The sequence below is a fragment of the Methylocystis sp. sgz306128 genome, from assembly GCF_056032725.1.
Genome location: NZ_JBVYWO010000002.1, coordinates 253,616 through 269,774, shown reverse-complemented (window position 1 = coordinate 269,774; position 16,159 = coordinate 253,616). Strand labels below are relative to the sequence as shown.

The 16,159-nt window shown below is 60.4% G+C and carries 15 protein-coding genes; 2 read left to right on the top strand and 13 right to left on the bottom strand.

Annotated elements, in window-relative coordinates:
* Positions 1–61 precede the first annotated feature (61 nt).
* The 9 genes from nadC to AC0N03_RS05110 all read right to left on the bottom strand — a co-directional run bounded on the left by nadC (position 62) and on the right by AC0N03_RS05110 (position 9,030).
* On the bottom strand, positions 62–907 hold the full coding sequence (gene nadC, locus AC0N03_RS05150) for a carboxylating nicotinate-nucleotide diphosphorylase (protein WP_474287499.1): 846 nt from the start codon (positions 905–907) through the stop codon (positions 62–64).
* Positions 900–2,432, bottom strand: coding sequence for an L-aspartate oxidase (locus AC0N03_RS05145; RefSeq protein ID WP_474287498.1), 1,533 nt, complete (start codon positions 2,430–2,432; stop codon positions 900–902). Before AC0N03_RS05145 ends, nadC begins: the two co-directional genes overlap by 8 nt.
* Positions 2,433–3,485 carry a quinolinate synthase NadA gene (gene nadA, locus AC0N03_RS05140; protein WP_474287497.1) on the bottom strand — a complete coding sequence of 351 codons (1,053 nt, stop codon included), beginning with the start codon at positions 3,483–3,485 and terminating at the stop codon, positions 2,433–2,435.
* Positions 3,486–3,742: 257 nt separating this feature from the next.
* Positions 3,743–4,441 (bottom strand): aspartate/glutamate racemase family protein, encoded by a 699-nt coding sequence (locus tag AC0N03_RS05135; protein WP_474287496.1) that lies wholly within the window; start codon positions 4,439–4,441, stop codon positions 3,743–3,745.
* Positions 4,442–4,453: 12 nt separating this feature from the next.
* The gene (locus tag AC0N03_RS05130) at positions 4,454–5,176 is read right to left on the bottom strand and encodes an ABC transporter ATP-binding protein (RefSeq protein ID WP_474287495.1); all 723 of its coding nucleotides are present in this window, start codon (positions 5,174–5,176) and stop codon (positions 4,454–4,456) included.
* A gap of 2 nt (positions 5,177–5,178) precedes the next feature.
* The gene (locus AC0N03_RS05125) at positions 5,179–5,958 is read right to left on the bottom strand and encodes an ABC transporter ATP-binding protein (protein ID WP_474287494.1); all 780 of its coding nucleotides are present in this window, start codon (positions 5,956–5,958) and stop codon (positions 5,179–5,181) included.
* Positions 5,951–6,934: a branched-chain amino acid ABC transporter permease gene (locus tag AC0N03_RS05120; protein WP_474287493.1), complete on the bottom strand. Its 984-nt coding sequence runs from the start codon at positions 6,932–6,934 to the stop codon at positions 5,951–5,953. The genes AC0N03_RS05125 and AC0N03_RS05120 overlap by 8 nt, the downstream gene beginning before the upstream one ends.
* A gap of 4 nt (positions 6,935–6,938) precedes the next feature.
* Positions 6,939–7,805 (bottom strand): branched-chain amino acid ABC transporter permease, encoded by an 867-nt coding sequence (locus AC0N03_RS05115; protein ID WP_474287492.1) that lies wholly within the window; start codon positions 7,803–7,805, stop codon positions 6,939–6,941.
* A gap of 61 nt (positions 7,806–7,866) precedes the next feature.
* A complete protein-coding gene (locus tag AC0N03_RS05110; RefSeq protein WP_474287709.1) occupies positions 7,867–9,030 on the bottom strand; it encodes an ABC transporter substrate-binding protein in 1,164 nt (387 codons plus the stop codon).
* Between the two features lie 255 nt (positions 9,031–9,285).
* Between AC0N03_RS05110 and AC0N03_RS05105 the strand changes: the two genes are divergently transcribed.
* Complete coding sequence (locus tag AC0N03_RS05105; RefSeq protein ID WP_474287491.1) at positions 9,286–10,014, top strand: GntR family transcriptional regulator; 729 nt, start codon at positions 9,286–9,288, stop codon at positions 10,012–10,014.
* A 6-nt stretch (positions 10,015–10,020) separates the two neighbouring features.
* Here the strand turns inward: AC0N03_RS05105 and AC0N03_RS05100 are convergent, their stop codons facing one another.
* Genes AC0N03_RS05100 through gcl form a run of 4 tightly spaced genes read right to left on the bottom strand, consistent with a single transcriptional unit; the run spans position 10,021 to position 14,844 of the window.
* Positions 10,021–11,286 carry a glycerate kinase type-2 family protein gene (locus tag AC0N03_RS05100; RefSeq protein WP_474287490.1) on the bottom strand — a complete coding sequence of 422 codons (1,266 nt, stop codon included), beginning with the start codon at positions 11,284–11,286 and terminating at the stop codon, positions 10,021–10,023.
* Positions 11,287–11,309: 23 nt separating this feature from the next.
* Positions 11,310–12,209, bottom strand: a complete 900-nt coding sequence (glxR, locus tag AC0N03_RS05095) for a 2-hydroxy-3-oxopropionate reductase (protein ID WP_474287489.1) — start codon at positions 12,207–12,209, stop codon at positions 11,310–11,312.
* Positions 12,210–12,232: 23 nt separating this feature from the next.
* Positions 12,233–13,015, bottom strand: coding sequence for a 2-oxo-tetronate isomerase (otnI, locus tag AC0N03_RS05090; protein WP_474287488.1), 783 nt, complete (start codon positions 13,013–13,015; stop codon positions 12,233–12,235).
* 17 nt (positions 13,016–13,032) lie between these two features.
* Positions 13,033–14,844, bottom strand: a complete 1,812-nt coding sequence (gene gcl / locus AC0N03_RS05085) for a glyoxylate carboligase (protein ID WP_474287487.1) — start codon at positions 14,842–14,844, stop codon at positions 13,033–13,035.
* 416 nt (positions 14,845–15,260) lie between these two features.
* Here gcl and AC0N03_RS05080 point away from each other — a divergent pair, with 416 nt between their 5' ends.
* Entirely contained in the window at positions 15,261–16,115 is an 855-nt protein-coding gene (locus tag AC0N03_RS05080; protein ID WP_474287486.1) for an IclR family transcriptional regulator domain-containing protein, read from the top strand.
* Positions 16,116–16,159: the final 44 nt, after the last annotated feature.

The following is a 16,159-nucleotide window of genomic DNA, read 5'->3' as shown; positions in this document are numbered from 1 at the left end:
CAGGCCGACGCCGCCTATCCTAAATTCCCAGGAGAACGGCGTAACTCTAGGAGGTCTCGGGTCACTCGTCCATGACAATATCCAGACCGAGGTCAAGAACCTGTGCAGAATGCGTCAGCGCGCCGCTGGAGATAAGGTCGACGCCCGTTTCGGCAATGGAGCGAACGCTCTGCAGACTCACCCCGCCCGAGGCCTCGCACAACATGCGCCCGCCCACCATGCGCACAGCCGTGCGCAGGTCATCCAGACCCATATTGTCGAGCAGCACGACATCGGCGCCCTCGCGCAGCACGTCTTCAAGCTGGGCGAGCGTATCGACTTCGATCTCAATCTTCACAAGATGTCCGGCATGACGTCTTGCGGCGCGCAGGGCCGCGGCAATGCCGCCGGCAACGGCGATATGATTATCCTTGATCAGCACCGCGTCATCGAGTCCGAACCGGTGATTCATGCCGCCGCCGCAGCGCACGGCATATTTTTCCAGCGCGCGCATACCGGGCGTCGTCTTGCGTGTATCGCAGATCTTTGCGCGCGTATGGGCAATTTCCCTGGCAAAGCTCGCTGTCAGCGAAGCAATGCCGGACAGGCGGCCAAGATAATTAAGCGCCACCCGCTCGGCAGTGAGAAGCGGGCGCGCCGGGCCTGCAACATGCGCCACCGCATCACCGGGCGCGACGGGGTCGCCATCTGCCAGCAGGGGCGTGAAGATCATGGCGGGCTCAAGCAGCCGGAACGCTGCCCGCGCCAGATCGAGACCGGCAATCACGCCTGCCTGACGCGCAACAATGCTGGCCCGTGCCGTCGCTGTGGCCGGAATGGTCGCCTGCGTGGTGATATCGCCGGCGCGGCCGAGATCTTCGCTCAGGGCGGCACGCACCGCAGATTCAATCAGAAAAGGATCAAGCATCGGAAAACTCCTTCGCCCGCTGGCGCAGTTCGGCCAGCGTATAGCGGAATCTACGGGCAAGTGCCGGGTTTGGCTGCGGAAAATCCGTACGGAAATGGCCGCCGCGGCTCTCTTCGCGGGCCAGTGCGGACATGGTGATGATGAAGGCGGCGCAGGCCATATTGCGCAGGCTGAGGCTCGAAGCTGCCTGTTCGGCCTGCACGATGAACCGCAACGCCTGCCGCAGTCCCGCGCCATTCCGGATCACGCCGACGTGCCGGGACATGGTTTCGCGCAACTGGCTCTCGAGCGCCGTGTCGGCTTCGGCGGCGGTGAACTGGCTTATGCCGGGATCGGATACCGGCTGCGCCAGCGTCTGCGCGCCAATATCCTCGGCAATGCGCGCAGCGAAGACCACCGCCTCCAGCAGAGAATTCGAGGCCAGACGGTTGGCGCCATGCACCCCCGTACAGGCGACCTCGCCCGCCGCCCACAGGCCCGGAACGCTCGTGCGGCCCATGGCATCGGTGGCGACACCGCCCATGTGATAATGCTCGGCGGGCATGACGGGGATCGGCTCGCGCACCGGGTCTATGCCCGCACTGATGCAGATTGCGTGAACCGTCGGGAATTTTTCGGCAAAATCCGCGCCGATCGCCGACCGCGCATCAAGAAACACACGCCTTCCTGCCAGAATTTCAGCAAAGACGGCGCGGGCCACCATATCCCGCGGGGCCAGTTCCGCATCGGGATGCACATCCGGCATGAAACGATGACCGGCGCTGTTGATCAGCGTTGCGCCATCGCCGCGCAATGCTTCGGTCGCAAGAGGCGCGGGGTCGCGGCCAATATCAATGGCGGTGGGATGAAACTGGACGAATTCAGTATCGGCCAGAAGAGCACCAGCCTTCGCCGCCAATGCAAGACCGATTCCGCGCGCCTCCACCGGATTGGTGGTGACTTTGTAGAGATGACCTATGCCGCCTGTCGCCAGAACCACAGCCGGGGACATGACATTGCGCAGGCGGCCATCCGCCTCCTGCAGCAAAACCCCGGCGATACGGCCATCGCGCAGAATGAGGTCCTGCGCGGTAATACCGGAAACAACGCTGATCGACGGCGTCTGCGCCACCGCCAGCGCGAGCGCTTCCATGATGGCCTTGCCAGCCATGTCGCCCCTGACGCGGACAATGCGCCGCTCCGAATGGGCCGCTTCGCGCGATTGCACCAGCCGTCCGGCAAGATCGCGGTCAAAAGGCACGCCATAGGAAAGCAGATCGCGAATGCGGGCGCCCGCCTCGCGCGCCATGCCCAGCACCTGCGCCTCGTCGACAATGCCGGCGCCGGCGATCATTGTGTCCTGTGTATGCTTTTCCGGCGTATCGCCTTCGGACAGCGCAGCGGCAATGCCGCCTTGCGCCCAGGCGGAAGACGCGCCAAGACCTATCGGCGCCGACGAAAGAATGACCACCGGCCGGGGTGCCAGCTTCAGCGCGCAGAACAATCCCGCCAGCCCGCCACCAAGAATGAGAACGGGCGAGGACATTCAGTTCAGGTCGATCATACGCTGAACGGAACGACGGGCGCGGACGGCAAGCTCAGGCTCGATCTTCACTTCATGGGTGAGGTGCAGGAGCGAATTCAGGATGGCGGGCAGGGTTATGCGCCGCATATGCGGGCAGAAATTGCATGGCCGGATAAATTCGACATCAGGCGTCTGCGCCGAGACATTGTCCGACATCGAGCATTCCGTGACCATCAGCACCTGTTTGGGCCGGTGCTTCTGCACGTAATCGATCATCCCTGCGGTAGAGCCGGAAAAGTCGCATTCGGCGATCACATCGGGCGGGCATTCAGGATGGCCGATAATCTGAAGCCCGGGATGCGCATCGCGATATTCCCGGATCTCGGCCGAGGTGAAGCGCTCGTGCACCTCGCAGGCGCCGTTCCAGCTGATAATTTTTACACCCGTTTCCCGCGCCACATTGGCGGCGAGATAGCGATCCGGCAGGAAGATGACCTCCGGCGCGCCGAGGCTCTCGACCACGCGCCGCGCATTCGAGGAGGTGCAGCAGATATCGACCTCGGCCTTCACATCGGCGGACGTATTCACATAGGCCACCACCGGGACGCCGGGGTGCTGCGCCCGCAGGCGGCGTACATCGGCGCCGGTAATCGATTCGGCCAGCGAGCAGCCGGCCTCCATATCGGGAATCAACACTTTTTTCTGCGGATTGAGCAGTTTCGATGTTTCGGCCATGAAGTAGACGCCGGCCTGTACGATGACATCGGCTTCGGTTTCCGCCGCCATGCGGGCCAGAGCCAGGCTGTCGCCCACGACATCGGCCACACAATGATAGATTTCCGGCGTCTGGTAATTATGGCCAAGAATGACGGCGTTGCGCTCACGCTTCAGTTCGTTGATGGCATGGATATAGGGCGCATGCACCGGCCATTCGATGGCCGGCATCACCCGCTTGACGCGCTCATACAGCGGCGCGGTGGCGCGTTCCACAGCCGCCGTGAACGAAAGATCGGGCAGGGCCGGATCCTTTTGTGCCAACGGCGACAAAACAGCAGAAGACTCACTCAGATTCATGTCAATCCCGTCATAATTCCGCCGGTTCAGGGGCGGACTATCCTGATCGGCTGCGATTATATGATTTTTTGATATATTCACCAATAAAATATATGCAGCTATATGGGTTCCATCAACGCGCAACGCAAGGCGTGCCGCCGCACCTGCCTAATCACGCGCGCGCGAAATGACAAGAGCCAAGCCGAACGGATCAGGCTGTTTTCGGGATAAGCGCCGGCGCAGCGCCGCTTTTCTCAGCTGGCGCGCAATACATCTGGCTATTTGATCCGGGGTGCGGCATAGGCGCCCACCTTGCTGGTCTTCAGGCCCGCACCCACCAGCGCTTCCACCATCTTGACCGCGCAAACGACACCGTCGAGCACCGGTATCCCGGCCTCGGCGCTGAGCCATTCGGTCAGATCGGCCATGCCGGCGCAACCGAGCAGCACGGCCTCGCTGCCATCCTCGGCGACAGCGCGGCGGATTTCAGCCAGCACCTTCTCGCGGGCGCCGCTGCCCTCTTCCTCGAGGGCGAGAACCGGAATATTGGCGGCACGCACCTTGCGGCAGCGGCGCTCCATGCCATAGCTGAGCGCCAGATCCTCGATGATGGGAATCGAACGCGGCAACGTGGTCACCACCGAGAAACGGCTTGCCAGCATGGAGGCTGCATGCATTCCGGCCTCGCAGATGCCCAGCACCGGGCCGCTGGCCGCCTCGCGGCAGGCGCCGAGGCCCGTATCGTCGAAACAGGCGATGATATAGCCGTCATAGCCCGCGGCCTCGCCCTTGCGCATTTCGCCAAGCAGGCCGGGAAGGCACATGGCCTCGTCGTGATAGCCCTCGATGCTCACCGGCGCATTGACCGGATTAACCGCACCGATCATCGTGCCCGGCGCGGCAAAGCGACGGGCGCAGGCGCCGATTTTTTCGGTCATCGATGCTGTGGAATTGGGGTTGATCACCAAAATACGCATGAATGGCTCCGCTTACATCTCGCCGCCCAGATAGAGCGACTTGATGCGCTCATCCTGAATAAGTTCTTCCGATTTGCCGTGCAGGGCCACTTCACCGAGCGAAAGTGCATAGGCCTGATGCGAAATACGCAGGGCCATGCGCGAATTCTGCTCGACCAGCAGCACGCTCACCTTCTCGTCGCGGTTGATCGAGACGATGGAGCGGGCGATCTCCTGCACCAGCTTGGGGGCAATGCCCAGAGAGGGCTCATCGAGCAAAAGCAGTTTGGGCCGCGACATCAGCGCCCTGCCGATGACAAGCATCTGCTGCTCGCCGCCGCTCATCGTGCCCGCCGCCTGAGTATAGCGCTCTTTGAGACGGGGAAAGCGTGTCAAAATCCGCTCGAGACTCTCGCTGATCTCCGCCTTGCTGCTGCGCGTGAACGCGCCCATCATCAGATTGTCCTTGACCGACATGAGCGGAAAGACCCTGCGGCCTTCCGGCACCATCGAAATTCCGCGCTGCACGATGGCGGCGGCACTCATGCCGTTGATTTTCTGCCCATCGAACCGGATCTCTCCGCTCCTGATCGGCCTGATGCCCGTGATGGCGCGCAGAATGGACGATTTACCCGCGCCATTGGCGCCGATCAGGGCCACGGTCTGACCCTGCTGCACACGTAGCGAAACGCCCTTGAGCGCGTAAACCTGATCGTAATAAAGCTGAACGTCGGAAAATTCCAGAATGTCGGTCATGGCTAAAGCCCTATCGATTCGTCTTCGATGCCGAGATAGGCCTCGATGACCCGTTCATTGGACTGAATTTCGCCGGGCGTGCCCTCGGCAATCTTCTCACCGAAATTGAGCACGACGATCTTGTCGGAGATTTTCATCACCGCAGGCATGTCATGCTCCACCAGCAGGATAGTGATGCCCGAATCGCGCACCCCGCGTACCAGATCCACCATGCGCATGGTTTCGTCATGGTTCATGCCGGCAAAGGGTTCGTCGAGCAGCAGCACCTGCGGGTTGGTGGCAAGGCCGATCGCCATGCCAAGAGCACGCAGATGGCCCTGCGGCAGGCTGCTCGCCAGTTCAGACTGCAAATGCGTAAGACCGAGCAGATCCAGGATACGGTCAGCCGATCGGCTGAAATCCTCGGTGTCGCGCTGCGCCTGCGCCGTATTGAAGAAGTAGCCCGCCAGACTCGCCTTCGAGCGCAGGTGATGCGAGACGATGATGTTTTCGCGCACCGTCATGGAGCGGAAGATGGTCGCTTCCTGAAAGGTGCGCACCACACCCCGGCGCGCCGCGATATGGGGCGCAAGGCCCGAAACGCGCTCTCCCCTGAAACGGACCTCGCCGGCGCTCGGCTTGAGAAAGGACGAGATCAGCTTGAACAGGGTGGATTTGCCCGCCCCATTCGGCCCGATCACCGAGACGATCTGATGCTGATCGACGGTGAAGGACACGTTATTGACCGCGACAAGTCCGCCGAACCGCCGCGTAATGCCCTGAACAGCCAGAAATTCAGCCATTGCTTCCTCCCTTCGCCATTTTGAACAGCCGCAGGCTGAGCAGGCCGTTTGGCAGCACCAGCATCAGAATGATCAGCGCGCTGGAGAAAATCAGAAGCTGGAACTGGCCCGTCTGGAAAAGCAGGTCCCAGCCGAAATAAAGCACCAGCGTGCCCAGCATCGGGCCGAAGACATAGCCAAGCCCGCCAAGGAAACAATTCAGCATGAAGTTGATGGAATCGGCGATGGTGAAGCTCGACGGATAGATCGACTGCGATATGGCCACGAATATCGCCCCGCCGATGCCGCCCAGAAACGACGAGATGGCGTAGGCGATGATGCGCAGATAAGCGATGTTCACGCCGATGGAGGCGGCAAGATCCTCATTCTGCTGCAGAGACACGCAAAGCGCACCCAGCCGCGAGCGGGTCAGGCGATACATTCCGGCAAAGCACACCAGCATCAGCACCACGGCAAGGTAGTAAAAGCCGAGTTTCAGATTGGCCAGCGTCGCAAAATCCGGGATGAGCGTCAGGCCAAAGATGCGCAGCGCGCCGGGCAGGGGCAGGCTGACCATGCCCTTGGCGCCATTGGTGATGGGCAGAGCCAGCGCCAGCAATTGCGCAACCTGCGTCAGCACCAGCGAGATCATGGCAAAATAGACGCCGCGCAGGCGCAGGATGGGCAGACCGATCAGGATACTGGCTATAACGCAGACCAGCCCCGCCAGCGGCAGAGTCAGCCAGAATGAAAACCCGTATTTCACCACGAGGATGGCGGACGTATAGCCGCCGAGCAGGGCATAGGCGCCCTGGCCGATATTGATGCGGCCGATGTAGAAGGTCAGCCAGACTCCGGCGCTGGCTATGCTGAGCAAGGCCACCGACGTGAGCGTATAGAAAAGATCGAACTGGCCCGAAGCCGTGATCGCGACAGGCACGACCACCATCACAACGATAATGAAAGCCAGTGTGGACAGAAGAAAGGAGCGCGTCATGGCATCAACCCCACGGTTTGCCGACAAGGCCCTGCGGCCTTATGCTCAGAAACACCATCAATGAACCGAAAATGACCAGATAAGTGATATCGCCATAGGCATGAAGCGTGGTCAGCAGCACGGCTTCCAGCATGCCAAGGATGAAGCCGCCGATAATCGCACCGGAAATCACGCCCGCGCCGCCGATCATCACCATCATGAAGGCCTTGATCGAGACCGGCCCGCCTATGCCGGAATTGACGCCGGTTATGGCCACCAGAAGCCCGCCCGCCACGCCGGCCAGCATCGCCCCCAGCGCAAAGCCGAGCATGGAATAGCGCTCGACATCGACACCCATAAGCTGTGCCGCCACGCGGTCCTGCGCCAGCGCGCGCATGGCCCGGCCCGGTTTGCTGTATTGCATGAACAGAATGAATGCGGCAATCATCGCCACCGACAGCACGCCGATCAGAATGCGGTCATAGGGCATGATGATCACGTCAAGGTCGAGCAGGCCATTGATGATCTTGGGAACGCCGCGCTGCTTTTCCCCGAACAGCAGCAGAATCACCGCATCGAGGAAAAAGGCCGTGCCCGCGGCAAGCAGCATCGTGCTTTCCTCGCGCGAACTTCGTTTGAGCACCGTTCGGAACAGGACACGCTCAAACAGCGCGCCCACCAGCGCCAAAGTCAGAGCCGAGGCCGCCAGCGCCACCCAGAAGGGCCAGTGCAGCCGCCCGTAAATCGTATAGGTGATGAATCCGCCCAGCACAAACATCTGGCCATGGGCGAAATTCAGAACGTTCATCAAAGCGAAGACGAGGGTCAAGCCCAGCGCGATCAGTGCATATTGCGCACCAAGATAAAGGCCATTGGCCAGAGCCTGTTCCATGAGAGCCCATCCGGAAAAAGGGGCCTGAAACAAAGTTCAGGCCCGGGAACAAGACAGGGGTTCAGTCAACCTCGCCGACGAACAGCGTATCGAACTTGCCGTTCTCGAACTGGGTGACCACCATCGGTATCGAAATCTGCCGCTTCTGGCCAAAGGAGGTCATGCCGACATATTTCAGCGTCTTATCGCCCTTAAGATAGGGGTTGGGCGCGGAGAAGGTGTCCATGGTCTTCTTGAATTCATCGACATTGTCTATGGCCTTCGGATTGGCCTTCATCGTGTCGAGGATATATTCGAGCGCATAGACCTTGGTGTTGGACTCGTCATTATATTCGCCGAACTTCTTGGTGTAATTGGCGATAAAGTCCTCCATCTCCTTGGAACGGATTTCCGGGGTCGAGGCGCCGCCCACCGAGATGAAGCCGTTGGCCAGTTCGCCCGCGCCTTCCTCAAGCACCTTGGCGTCCTGCGCGGTTTCGGTCGACATCAGGCCCTTGTAGCCCAGTTCGCGCGCGGCGCGGATGAGCAGCGGCGCATTGCCCGGCGACACGCCCGACAGCACGATGAGATCCGGCTTCTGCTTGACGATAGGCGCGATCACAGGGGCGAAATCGCGCGTATCGTTCTGGTAGGTGTCCTTGTCGGCCACGACATTCAGGCCAAGCGCCTTGGCCGCGGCCACGCCGCTGTCGCGCTGACTGAGCGGATCGGATTCATTGGCGGCGATAAAGGCCACCGTTTTCACGCCCATATGCTCCTTGAGATATTTATAGATCGCCGGACCCGATTGATAATTGGCGATCATGCCGAGCACGGCATTGGATGCAGGCTTGGTGTAAAGCTCCTTGGGGAAGGCATAGGGGAAATAGATGATGTTGTTTTTTTCCGCAACGGGGCGCACTGCGGCGGCGCCGTCATCGACATTCGGGCCCACGACATAGTGAACGCCTTCCTGGGCCATCTTCTCCATGCCTTCGATGGAGCGCTTGGGGTCCTTCTGGTCGTCAAAAGTCACGATATCGATCTTGTATTTGGTGCCGCCGATCTCAGCGCCGCCCTTGGCATTGATCATATCGGCGAGCGTCTGCATGGAGCGCACGTTGGATGTGCCCCAGGCCGCGGCCGGGCCGCTGGTGACGCCTACAAAACCTATTTTCAGTTCAGCGGCATAGGCCGCGCCACCGGCGACCGATCCGAAAGCCAGGGCCGAAACTCCGGCCGCCATGGCCGCCTTGAAGAGATCTCTGCGTTTCATCGTCTTCCTCCCGAAATTCTTATGCTCCAGGAAACCCGCGCCTCCTCTGGAACATCATGAGTAAAATCCTCACTTGAAAAATTGTCAACAATCTGGTTCAGAATTGTTGCATATTATTTTTAGGCATTGCGCCATTTTTGATGCACAAATTTTCCGCACGTGCTTATTATGAGAGCGAGTAAGATGAATCGGGGATCAAGCGGGTTGGAATTGCGGAGCTCTGGCGTGTTTCACGAAAGCGAATCAATCGAAATGGAATCGCCGGTGGAGGGCGAGGACGCCCGGGCAGCCGAAGCACGTATCATCGAAAGCATCCATTCTGCCATTCTGGAACAGCGCCTTCCGCCCGGCACCAAGCTTTCCGAGGCCGCCCTGTGCGATATATTTCAGGTCAGCCGGACGCGTATCCGGCGCGTGCTGCTCGTATTGGCGGGGCGGGAAATCATCCAGCTTCATTCCAACCGCGGCGCCTTTGTCGCCGAGCCCACCGCCGGGGATGCGCGCGATATTTTCGAGGCCCGCTGCATCATCGAGCCGACAATCGTGCGCAACGTGGTGCGCCACGCCACCGATGAGGACATCCGCCTGCTCGAATCGAAGGTGAGCATCGAGATGGAAGCCAAGGCGCGCAAGAACCGGCGCAGCGCCATCCGCCATTCCGGCGATTTTCATGTCTCGCTCGCGCAGATGGGGCGCAATCAGGTGCTGGAGGATATCGTCAAGCAGCTGGTGGCCCGCACCTCGCTGATCATTGGCCTGTTTGGCACGCCGGGCGGCATAAATTGTTCAAATGACGAACACAGCCGCCTCGTCGACATGATCCGCCGGCGCGACGCGGACGGAGCAGCGTCACTGATGCTGCATCACCTGCATCACATCAATGACGAACTGAATCTCGACCGGCCCGCGCTCAAGAAAACCAACCTCAGGGAAATTTTCTCCGATCTCGACTGACCGGCCTCAGCTATCGATCAGTATCGCCCTGAAATCATTGACATTGGTGAGCGTCGGCCCGGTCATCACCAGATCGCCCAGCGCCGCAAACAGAGAATAGGCATCGTTCCGGGCGAGATAATCCGCAGCTTTCAGGCCCATGGCGCCAGCGCGCGCCAGACTGTCGGGAACAAAGACCGCTCCGGCATTGTCCTCGCTGCCGTCTATGCCGTCCGTATCCGCCGCCAGCGCCGATATGCCCGCATGGCCGTCAAGCGCGATCATCAGGCTGAGCAGGAATTCGGCATTTCGACCGCCGCGCCCCTTGCCCCGCACCGTAACCGTGGTCTCGCCGCCCGAAATCAGACAGCAGGGTGTGCGGACAGGCTGGCCATGCGCGGCGCATTGTCTGGCTATGCCCGCCATGACGATACCGACTTCGCGCGCCTCGCCTTCAATGGCATTGCCAAGGATAAGCGGCGTATAGCCCGCCCGGACGGCGATTTCCGCCGCAGCTTCCAGCGACATCTGTGGACTGGCGATCAGCCGGTTGCTGACCCGGGCAAAAGCCGCCGTTCCGGGCTTGGGCGTCTCCGAGCCGGAACTTTGCAGATGAGCCCGCACATGGGCAGGAATTTCGATGGCATATTTATCCAGAATGGCCAGCGCCTGCGCCGAAGTGGTGACATCGGGCACGGTCGGGCCGGAGGCGATGACGGAAAGATCGTCGCCCGGAACATCTGAGATAATGAGGCTCACCAACTCGGCGGGCGCGGCGGCCAGCGCGAGGCGTCCGCCCTTGATGGCGGAAAGATGTTTGCGCACCGCGTTCATCTCGCCGATATGCGCGCCGCTTTTAAGCAAGGCGCGGTTAATCGCCTGCTTGTCCTCAAGGGTGAGGCCATCGGCGGGAAGGGTCAGCAGCGACGAGCCACCACCGGAAATGAGGCAAATGACGAGATCATCCGAGCTCAGCCCGCTGACCAGCCGCAAAATCTCGCGCGCTGCCGCCGGGCCTGCGGCATCCGGCACCGGATGGCTGGCCTCGACCACCTTGATGCGGCTGCTTGGCGCGCCATGGCCGTAGCGTGTCACCACCAGCCCTTCCAGCGGCCCATCCCAGAGGTTTTCCAGCGCCGCGGCCATGCTGGCGGCCGCCTTGCCCGCGCCCACCACGACAGTGCGCCCGGCCGGCCGGGCGGGAAGATGCGCCGCAATGGAGCGGGCGGGCTGGGCGGCAGCCACTGCGGCCGCGAACATGTCTGAAAGCACCTGCCTGTGCCGCTCGCCCATTTTATAGTCCTTCCCTGCCGCGCCTAAGTGTCGGGCGCGATTTTATGATTGGCCATAAGCTCCAGCGCCCGGGCCATGGCCGAATGATCCCAAGCCTTGCCGCCATGTGCGGCGCAGGCATTGAACAATTCCTGCGCCATCGCCGTATTGGGCAGCGAGAGCCCCAGAGTTTTGGCGCTCTGCAGCGCAAGATTCAAGTCCTTCTGATGCAATTCAATGCGGAAACCGGGATTGAACGTGCGCCTGACCATGCGCTCGCCATGGATCTCAAGAATTTTCGACGAGGCAAATCCGCCCATCAGCGCCTGGCGCACCTTGGCCGGATCAGCGCCCATCTTCGAGGCAAAAAGCAGCCCTTCGGCCACCGCCTCGATGTTGAGAGCGACAATGATCTGATTGGCGACCTTGGTGGTCTGGCCGTCGCCGTTGCCGCCGACCAGCGTGATATTCTTGCCCAGTTTCTCAAAAACCGGCTTGATCCGCTCGAAGACCGTCTCTTCGCCGCCCACCATGATGGTCAGCGTGGCCGCTTTGGCGCCCACTTCACCGCCGGAGACCGGCGCATCGAGATAATCCGCGCCGCAGGCGTTGATTCTGGCGGCGAATTGCTTGGTGGCGATCGGCGAGATTGAGCTCATGTCGACAATCGTCTTGCGCGGTCCTGCGCCCGGCAGCGCTTCGGCTATGCCAGACGGGCCGAACAGCACGTCCTCCACCTGTGGCGTGTCCGGCACCATAATGATGACGATCTCCGCCTTTTCCGCGGCTTCGCGGCACGACGCGCAGACCCGCCCGCCCGCGGCGACAAGCTCTTCCGGCACCGTTCTGGGCGCATAGAGATAAAGCTCATGGCCCGCAGCTATCAGATTGGCGGCCATGGGGCGGCCCATAATGCCAAGGCCGATGAAACCGATCTTCGTCATGTGCTGATCCTCTTTCTCAATGTTCAGGCAACGCCCATGGCCGTGCGCCAGCCCAGCCCCGCCAGCGTGGATTGCGCCGGCTTGTACTCACAGCCGATCCAGCCAGAATAGCCAATTTTATCAATATGTTGAAATAAGAACGGATAATTGATCTCGCCGGTTCCGGGCTCATGCCGGCCCGGATTATCCGCAAGCTGGATATGGCCGATGCGCGCCAGATTGGCTTCCATCGTACGGGCAAGGTCACCTTCCATCACCTGCATGTGATAGATGTCATATTGCAGAAAGAGGTTGTCGGAGCGCACGGCATCCAGCACAGAGAGCGCCTGTGCCGTGCGGTTGAGATAGAAGCCCGGAATATCTCGCGTGTTGATCGCCTCGATCAGCAGCCTGATCTTGGCGCGGGCCAGCGCCTCGCTGGCATATTGCAGGTTTTCGATGAATGTGCCGCGCAACAGGCTCGCGCTGGCTTCGGCGGGCACGATTCCGGCAAGGCAATTGACCTGATCGCAGCCCAGAGCCGCCGCATATTCGATGGCTCTGGCCACGCCATCGCGAAATTCGGTCTTGCGCTCGGGCAGGATGGCGATACCGCGCTCGCCGCCCGCCCAGTTTCCGGCGGGAAGATTATGCAGCACCAGCTTGAGATCGTTATCGGCAAGACGTCTGGCGATCTCCCGCCGGTCGAATTCATAGGGAAAGAGAAACTCCACGCCCTTGAAGCCCGCCTCGGCCGCCAGTTGAAAGCGGTCGAGAAACGGAACCTCGTTGAACAGCATGGTCAGGTTGGCGGCAAATTTTGGCATGATTCACCTCGCTTCGATCAGGCGCGGGCCGCAGGGGGCTGGTTCAGATCCGCCCGCTTGCGCAAGGAGAGCGACGGATCAAGGCAGAGAATATCCTCGAATTCGTTGACGCCGTCGATTTCTGTACCCATCGATATGTTGGTGACCCGCTCGAGGATGAATTCCAGCACGACGGGCACCTGATATTGCTCCATCAGGGCCTTGGCACGCGCAAAGGCGCTTTTGAACTCATTCGGACTTTTCACCCGGATGGCCTTGCAGCCCAGCCCTTCCGCCACCGCGACATGATCAACGCCATAGCCGGGCACCGCATCGCCCTCGGGCGCGACATTGATGTTCTCGAAGGCCAGCGAAACCTCGAAATCCATCTCGAAATTACGCTGCGCCTGCCGGATGAGGCCAAGATAGGAATTGTTCACGACAATATGCAGATAGGGCAGCTTGTGCTGCGCGCCGACGGCCAGTTCCTCGATCATGAACTGGAAGTCGTAGTCGCCGGAGAGGGCGACAATCTTGCGTTTGGGATCAGCGGCGCGCACGCCGAGCGCGGCGGGCAGCGTCCAGCCCAGCGGGCCGGCCTGACCGCAATTGATCCAGTTACGCGGATTATAGACGTGCAGGAACTGCGCCCCTGCAATCTGCGACAGGCCGATCGTCGTGACATAGCAGGTATCCCGGTCAAGGCTTTCGTTCATTTCCTGATAGACGCGCTGCGGCTTCAGCGGCACGGCGTCATAATGGCTGCGGCGCAGCATGTTCTGCTTGCGATGCGCGCAGGCTTTTGCCCATTCGCTGCGATCGGGGAGCGTACCGGCCGCTTTCATCGCCTTTGCGACATCGATGAACTGGGACAGCGCGGCGCGCGCATCCGAGACGATGCCCAGATCCGGGCCGAAGATGCGTCCGATCTGCGTCGGTTCGATATCGACGTGGATGAACTTGCGGCCCTTGGTGTACACGTCGATGGAGCCGGTATGACGGTTGGCCCAGCGGTTGCCGATGCCAAAGACGAAATCCGACTCAAGATAGGTGGCATTGCCGTAACGGTGGCTGGTCTGCAGGCCGACCATGCCCGCCATCAGCGGATGATCATCGGGGATGGAGCCCCAGCCCATCAGCGTGGGAATGACCGGAACGCCGGTCAGTTCGGCAAATTCGACCAGCAGGTCGCAGGCATCAGCATTGATAATGCCGCCGCCGGCAATAATCAGCGGCCGCTCCGAGGCGCAGAGCATGGCCAATGCCTTTTCGGCCTGCCGGCGCGAGGCGGCGGGACGATAGACGGGCAGCGGCTCGTAGGTCTCTTCGTCGAACTCGATCTCGGCCATCTGAACGTCGATGGGCAGATCAATCAGCACCGGACCGGGGCGGCCCGAGCGCATGACATGGAATGCCTGCTGGAAGACATAGGGCACTAGGGTCGGCTCGCGGACTGTAACCGCCCATTTGGTAACGGGCTTGGCGATGGTCTCGATATCGACGGCCTGAAAATCCTCCTTGTGGAGTTTTGCGCGAGGCGCCTGGCCTGTGATGCACAGGATGGGAATGGAATCGGCGCTGGCAGCATAGAGGCCGGTGATCATATCGGTGCCGGCAGGGCCGGACGTGCCGATGCAAACGCCGATATTGCCGGCTTTGGCGCGCGAGAAACCGTCCGCCATATGTGAGGCCCCCTCGACATGGCGCGCCAGAATATGGCGGATGGCGCCATGTTTCTTCAGTGCCGCGTAAAGGGGATTGATGGCGGCGCCGGGAACGCCGAAGGCCGTCCTGACACCCTCCCGCTCCAGAACCCGCGCCGCAGCTTCGACAGCTCTCATCTTGGCCATTATCCGCTCCCATATGTTTTATGGGTCGATTACAGCCGAAGAAAACGCCTTTGTCGATACGATTTGAAATCTTTACCGCATTATGAAATATAATAAGTTATTATATTTAAAATCAATAATTTATATAATTTTCAAATCGAAAAAATATCTGTCTTTTTTAGCGATTTTTGCTGAAATGCTAGCTCAGTTACGAACCCGGCGCGCGCCAGCCAAAATTCATCGCCTCATTCCCGGCATCAAATGATAAAAACGCCGGATAATTGGCATATTTATAACAAAATCTGCATTCCGGCTGCAAAAATCCTGTAATTCTTGGCATTTTTCCGTATTTGCGCCGACTTCAACACTACATGAAATTGTCCCTTGAAATTTTGCAATATGGAATTAATTTCACTATATGCAAAACGGAGCCGGTCATGCGCATAGCACGGAAAACAGCCCATAAGGTCAAGACCAAGGATTTACCCCGCGAAAAACCGCTCGCTGCAGCCGCGCCGCGTTCCGATCAGGTGCAGTCGCTGGTGCGGGCGCTGAGCCTGATCAACCGCCTTGCGCTCGCCGAGGGCGGCGTATCGCTGACCGAGCTTGCCCAGCAGGTCGGGCTTTCGCCCTCCACCGCACATCGCCTGCTGACCACGCTGGAACAGGAGCGCTATGTGCATTTCGATCAGGAGCGGCGGCTGTGGTCGGTGGGGATGCAGGCCTTCATGACCGGCAGCGCCTTTCTGAAAACACGTAATCTTGTCAACATCGCCCGTCCGCACATGCGCGCGCTGATGGAGGAAAGCGACGAAACCGTCAATCTCGCGGTGCAGGATCAATTTGCCGCCGTCTATCTGGCGCAGATCGAATGTTCGCAGATGATGCGCGCCTTCGCCCGGCCCGGCGGGCGTGTGCCGCTGCATTGCTCCAGCGTCGGCAAGGCGCTCATGGCGGCCATGAATGAAGGGGAGATCGCCAAGATACTGCACAGTCAGGGCATGCCGCAGATCACCGTCAAGACGCTCACCACCACGCATGGCCTGCGCGACGACCTGCGGCGCACGCGCGAGCGCGGCTATGCCGTTGATGATGAGGAACATGCCATCGGCCTGCGCTGCATCGCCTCGGCCATCTATAATGAAAATGCCGAACCTGTCGCAGCCATTTCGATTTCCGGCCCAATGGTGCGCATTCTCGATGACCGCATCCCCGTGCTGGGCGACCGTGTGCGCCGCAAGGCCGAGTCCATCACTGCGCAATATGGCGGTGTCATGCCCAAATGGAAATGACGGCGGCAAACCTGACGCCAAAGGCAGGACATTTGCCTTGAATC

Excerpts from the sequence above, each read along its gene's own strand:
- gcl (WP_474287487.1), bottom strand. The coding sequence starts at position 14,844 with ATGGCCAAGATGAGAGCTGTCGAAGCTGCGGCGCGGGTTCTGGAGCGG.
- AC0N03_RS05135 (WP_474287496.1), bottom strand. The coding sequence starts at position 4,441 with ATGCGTATTTTGGTGATCAACCCCAATTCCACAGCATCGATGACCGAA.
- AC0N03_RS05130 (WP_474287495.1), bottom strand. The coding sequence starts at position 5,176 with ATGACCGACATTCTGGAATTTTCCGACGTTCAGCTTTATTACGATCAG.
- AC0N03_RS05145 (WP_474287498.1), bottom strand. The coding sequence starts at position 2,432 with ATGTCCTCGCCCGTTCTCATTCTTGGTGGCGGGCTGGCGGGATTGTTC.
- AC0N03_RS05100 (WP_474287490.1), bottom strand. The coding sequence starts at position 11,286 with ATGGGCGAGCGGCACAGGCAGGTGCTTTCAGACATGTTCGCGGCCGCA.
- AC0N03_RS05110 (WP_474287709.1), bottom strand. The coding sequence starts at position 9,030 with ATGGCGGCCGGAGTTTCGGCCCTGGCTTTCGGATCGGTCGCCGGTGGC.
- glxR (WP_474287489.1), bottom strand. The coding sequence starts at position 12,209 with ATGACGAAGATCGGTTTCATCGGCCTTGGCATTATGGGCCGCCCCATG.
- AC0N03_RS05125 (WP_474287494.1), bottom strand. The coding sequence starts at position 5,958 with ATGGCTGAATTTCTGGCTGTTCAGGGCATTACGCGGCGGTTCGGCGGA.
- nadC (WP_474287499.1), bottom strand. The coding sequence starts at position 907 with ATGCTTGATCCTTTTCTGATTGAATCTGCGGTGCGTGCCGCCCTGAGC.
- nadA (WP_474287497.1), bottom strand. The coding sequence starts at position 3,485 with ATGAATCTGAGTGAGTCTTCTGCTGTTTTGTCGCCGTTGGCACAAAAG.
- AC0N03_RS05115 (WP_474287492.1), bottom strand. The coding sequence starts at position 7,805 with ATGGAACAGGCTCTGGCCAATGGCCTTTATCTTGGTGCGCAATATGCA.
- AC0N03_RS05120 (WP_474287493.1), bottom strand. The coding sequence starts at position 6,934 with ATGACGCGCTCCTTTCTTCTGTCCACACTGGCTTTCATTATCGTTGTG.
- otnI (WP_474287488.1), bottom strand. The coding sequence starts at position 13,015 with ATGCCAAAATTTGCCGCCAACCTGACCATGCTGTTCAACGAGGTTCCG.
- AC0N03_RS05080 (WP_474287486.1), top strand. The coding sequence starts at position 15,261 with ATGCGCATAGCACGGAAAACAGCCCATAAGGTCAAGACCAAGGATTTA.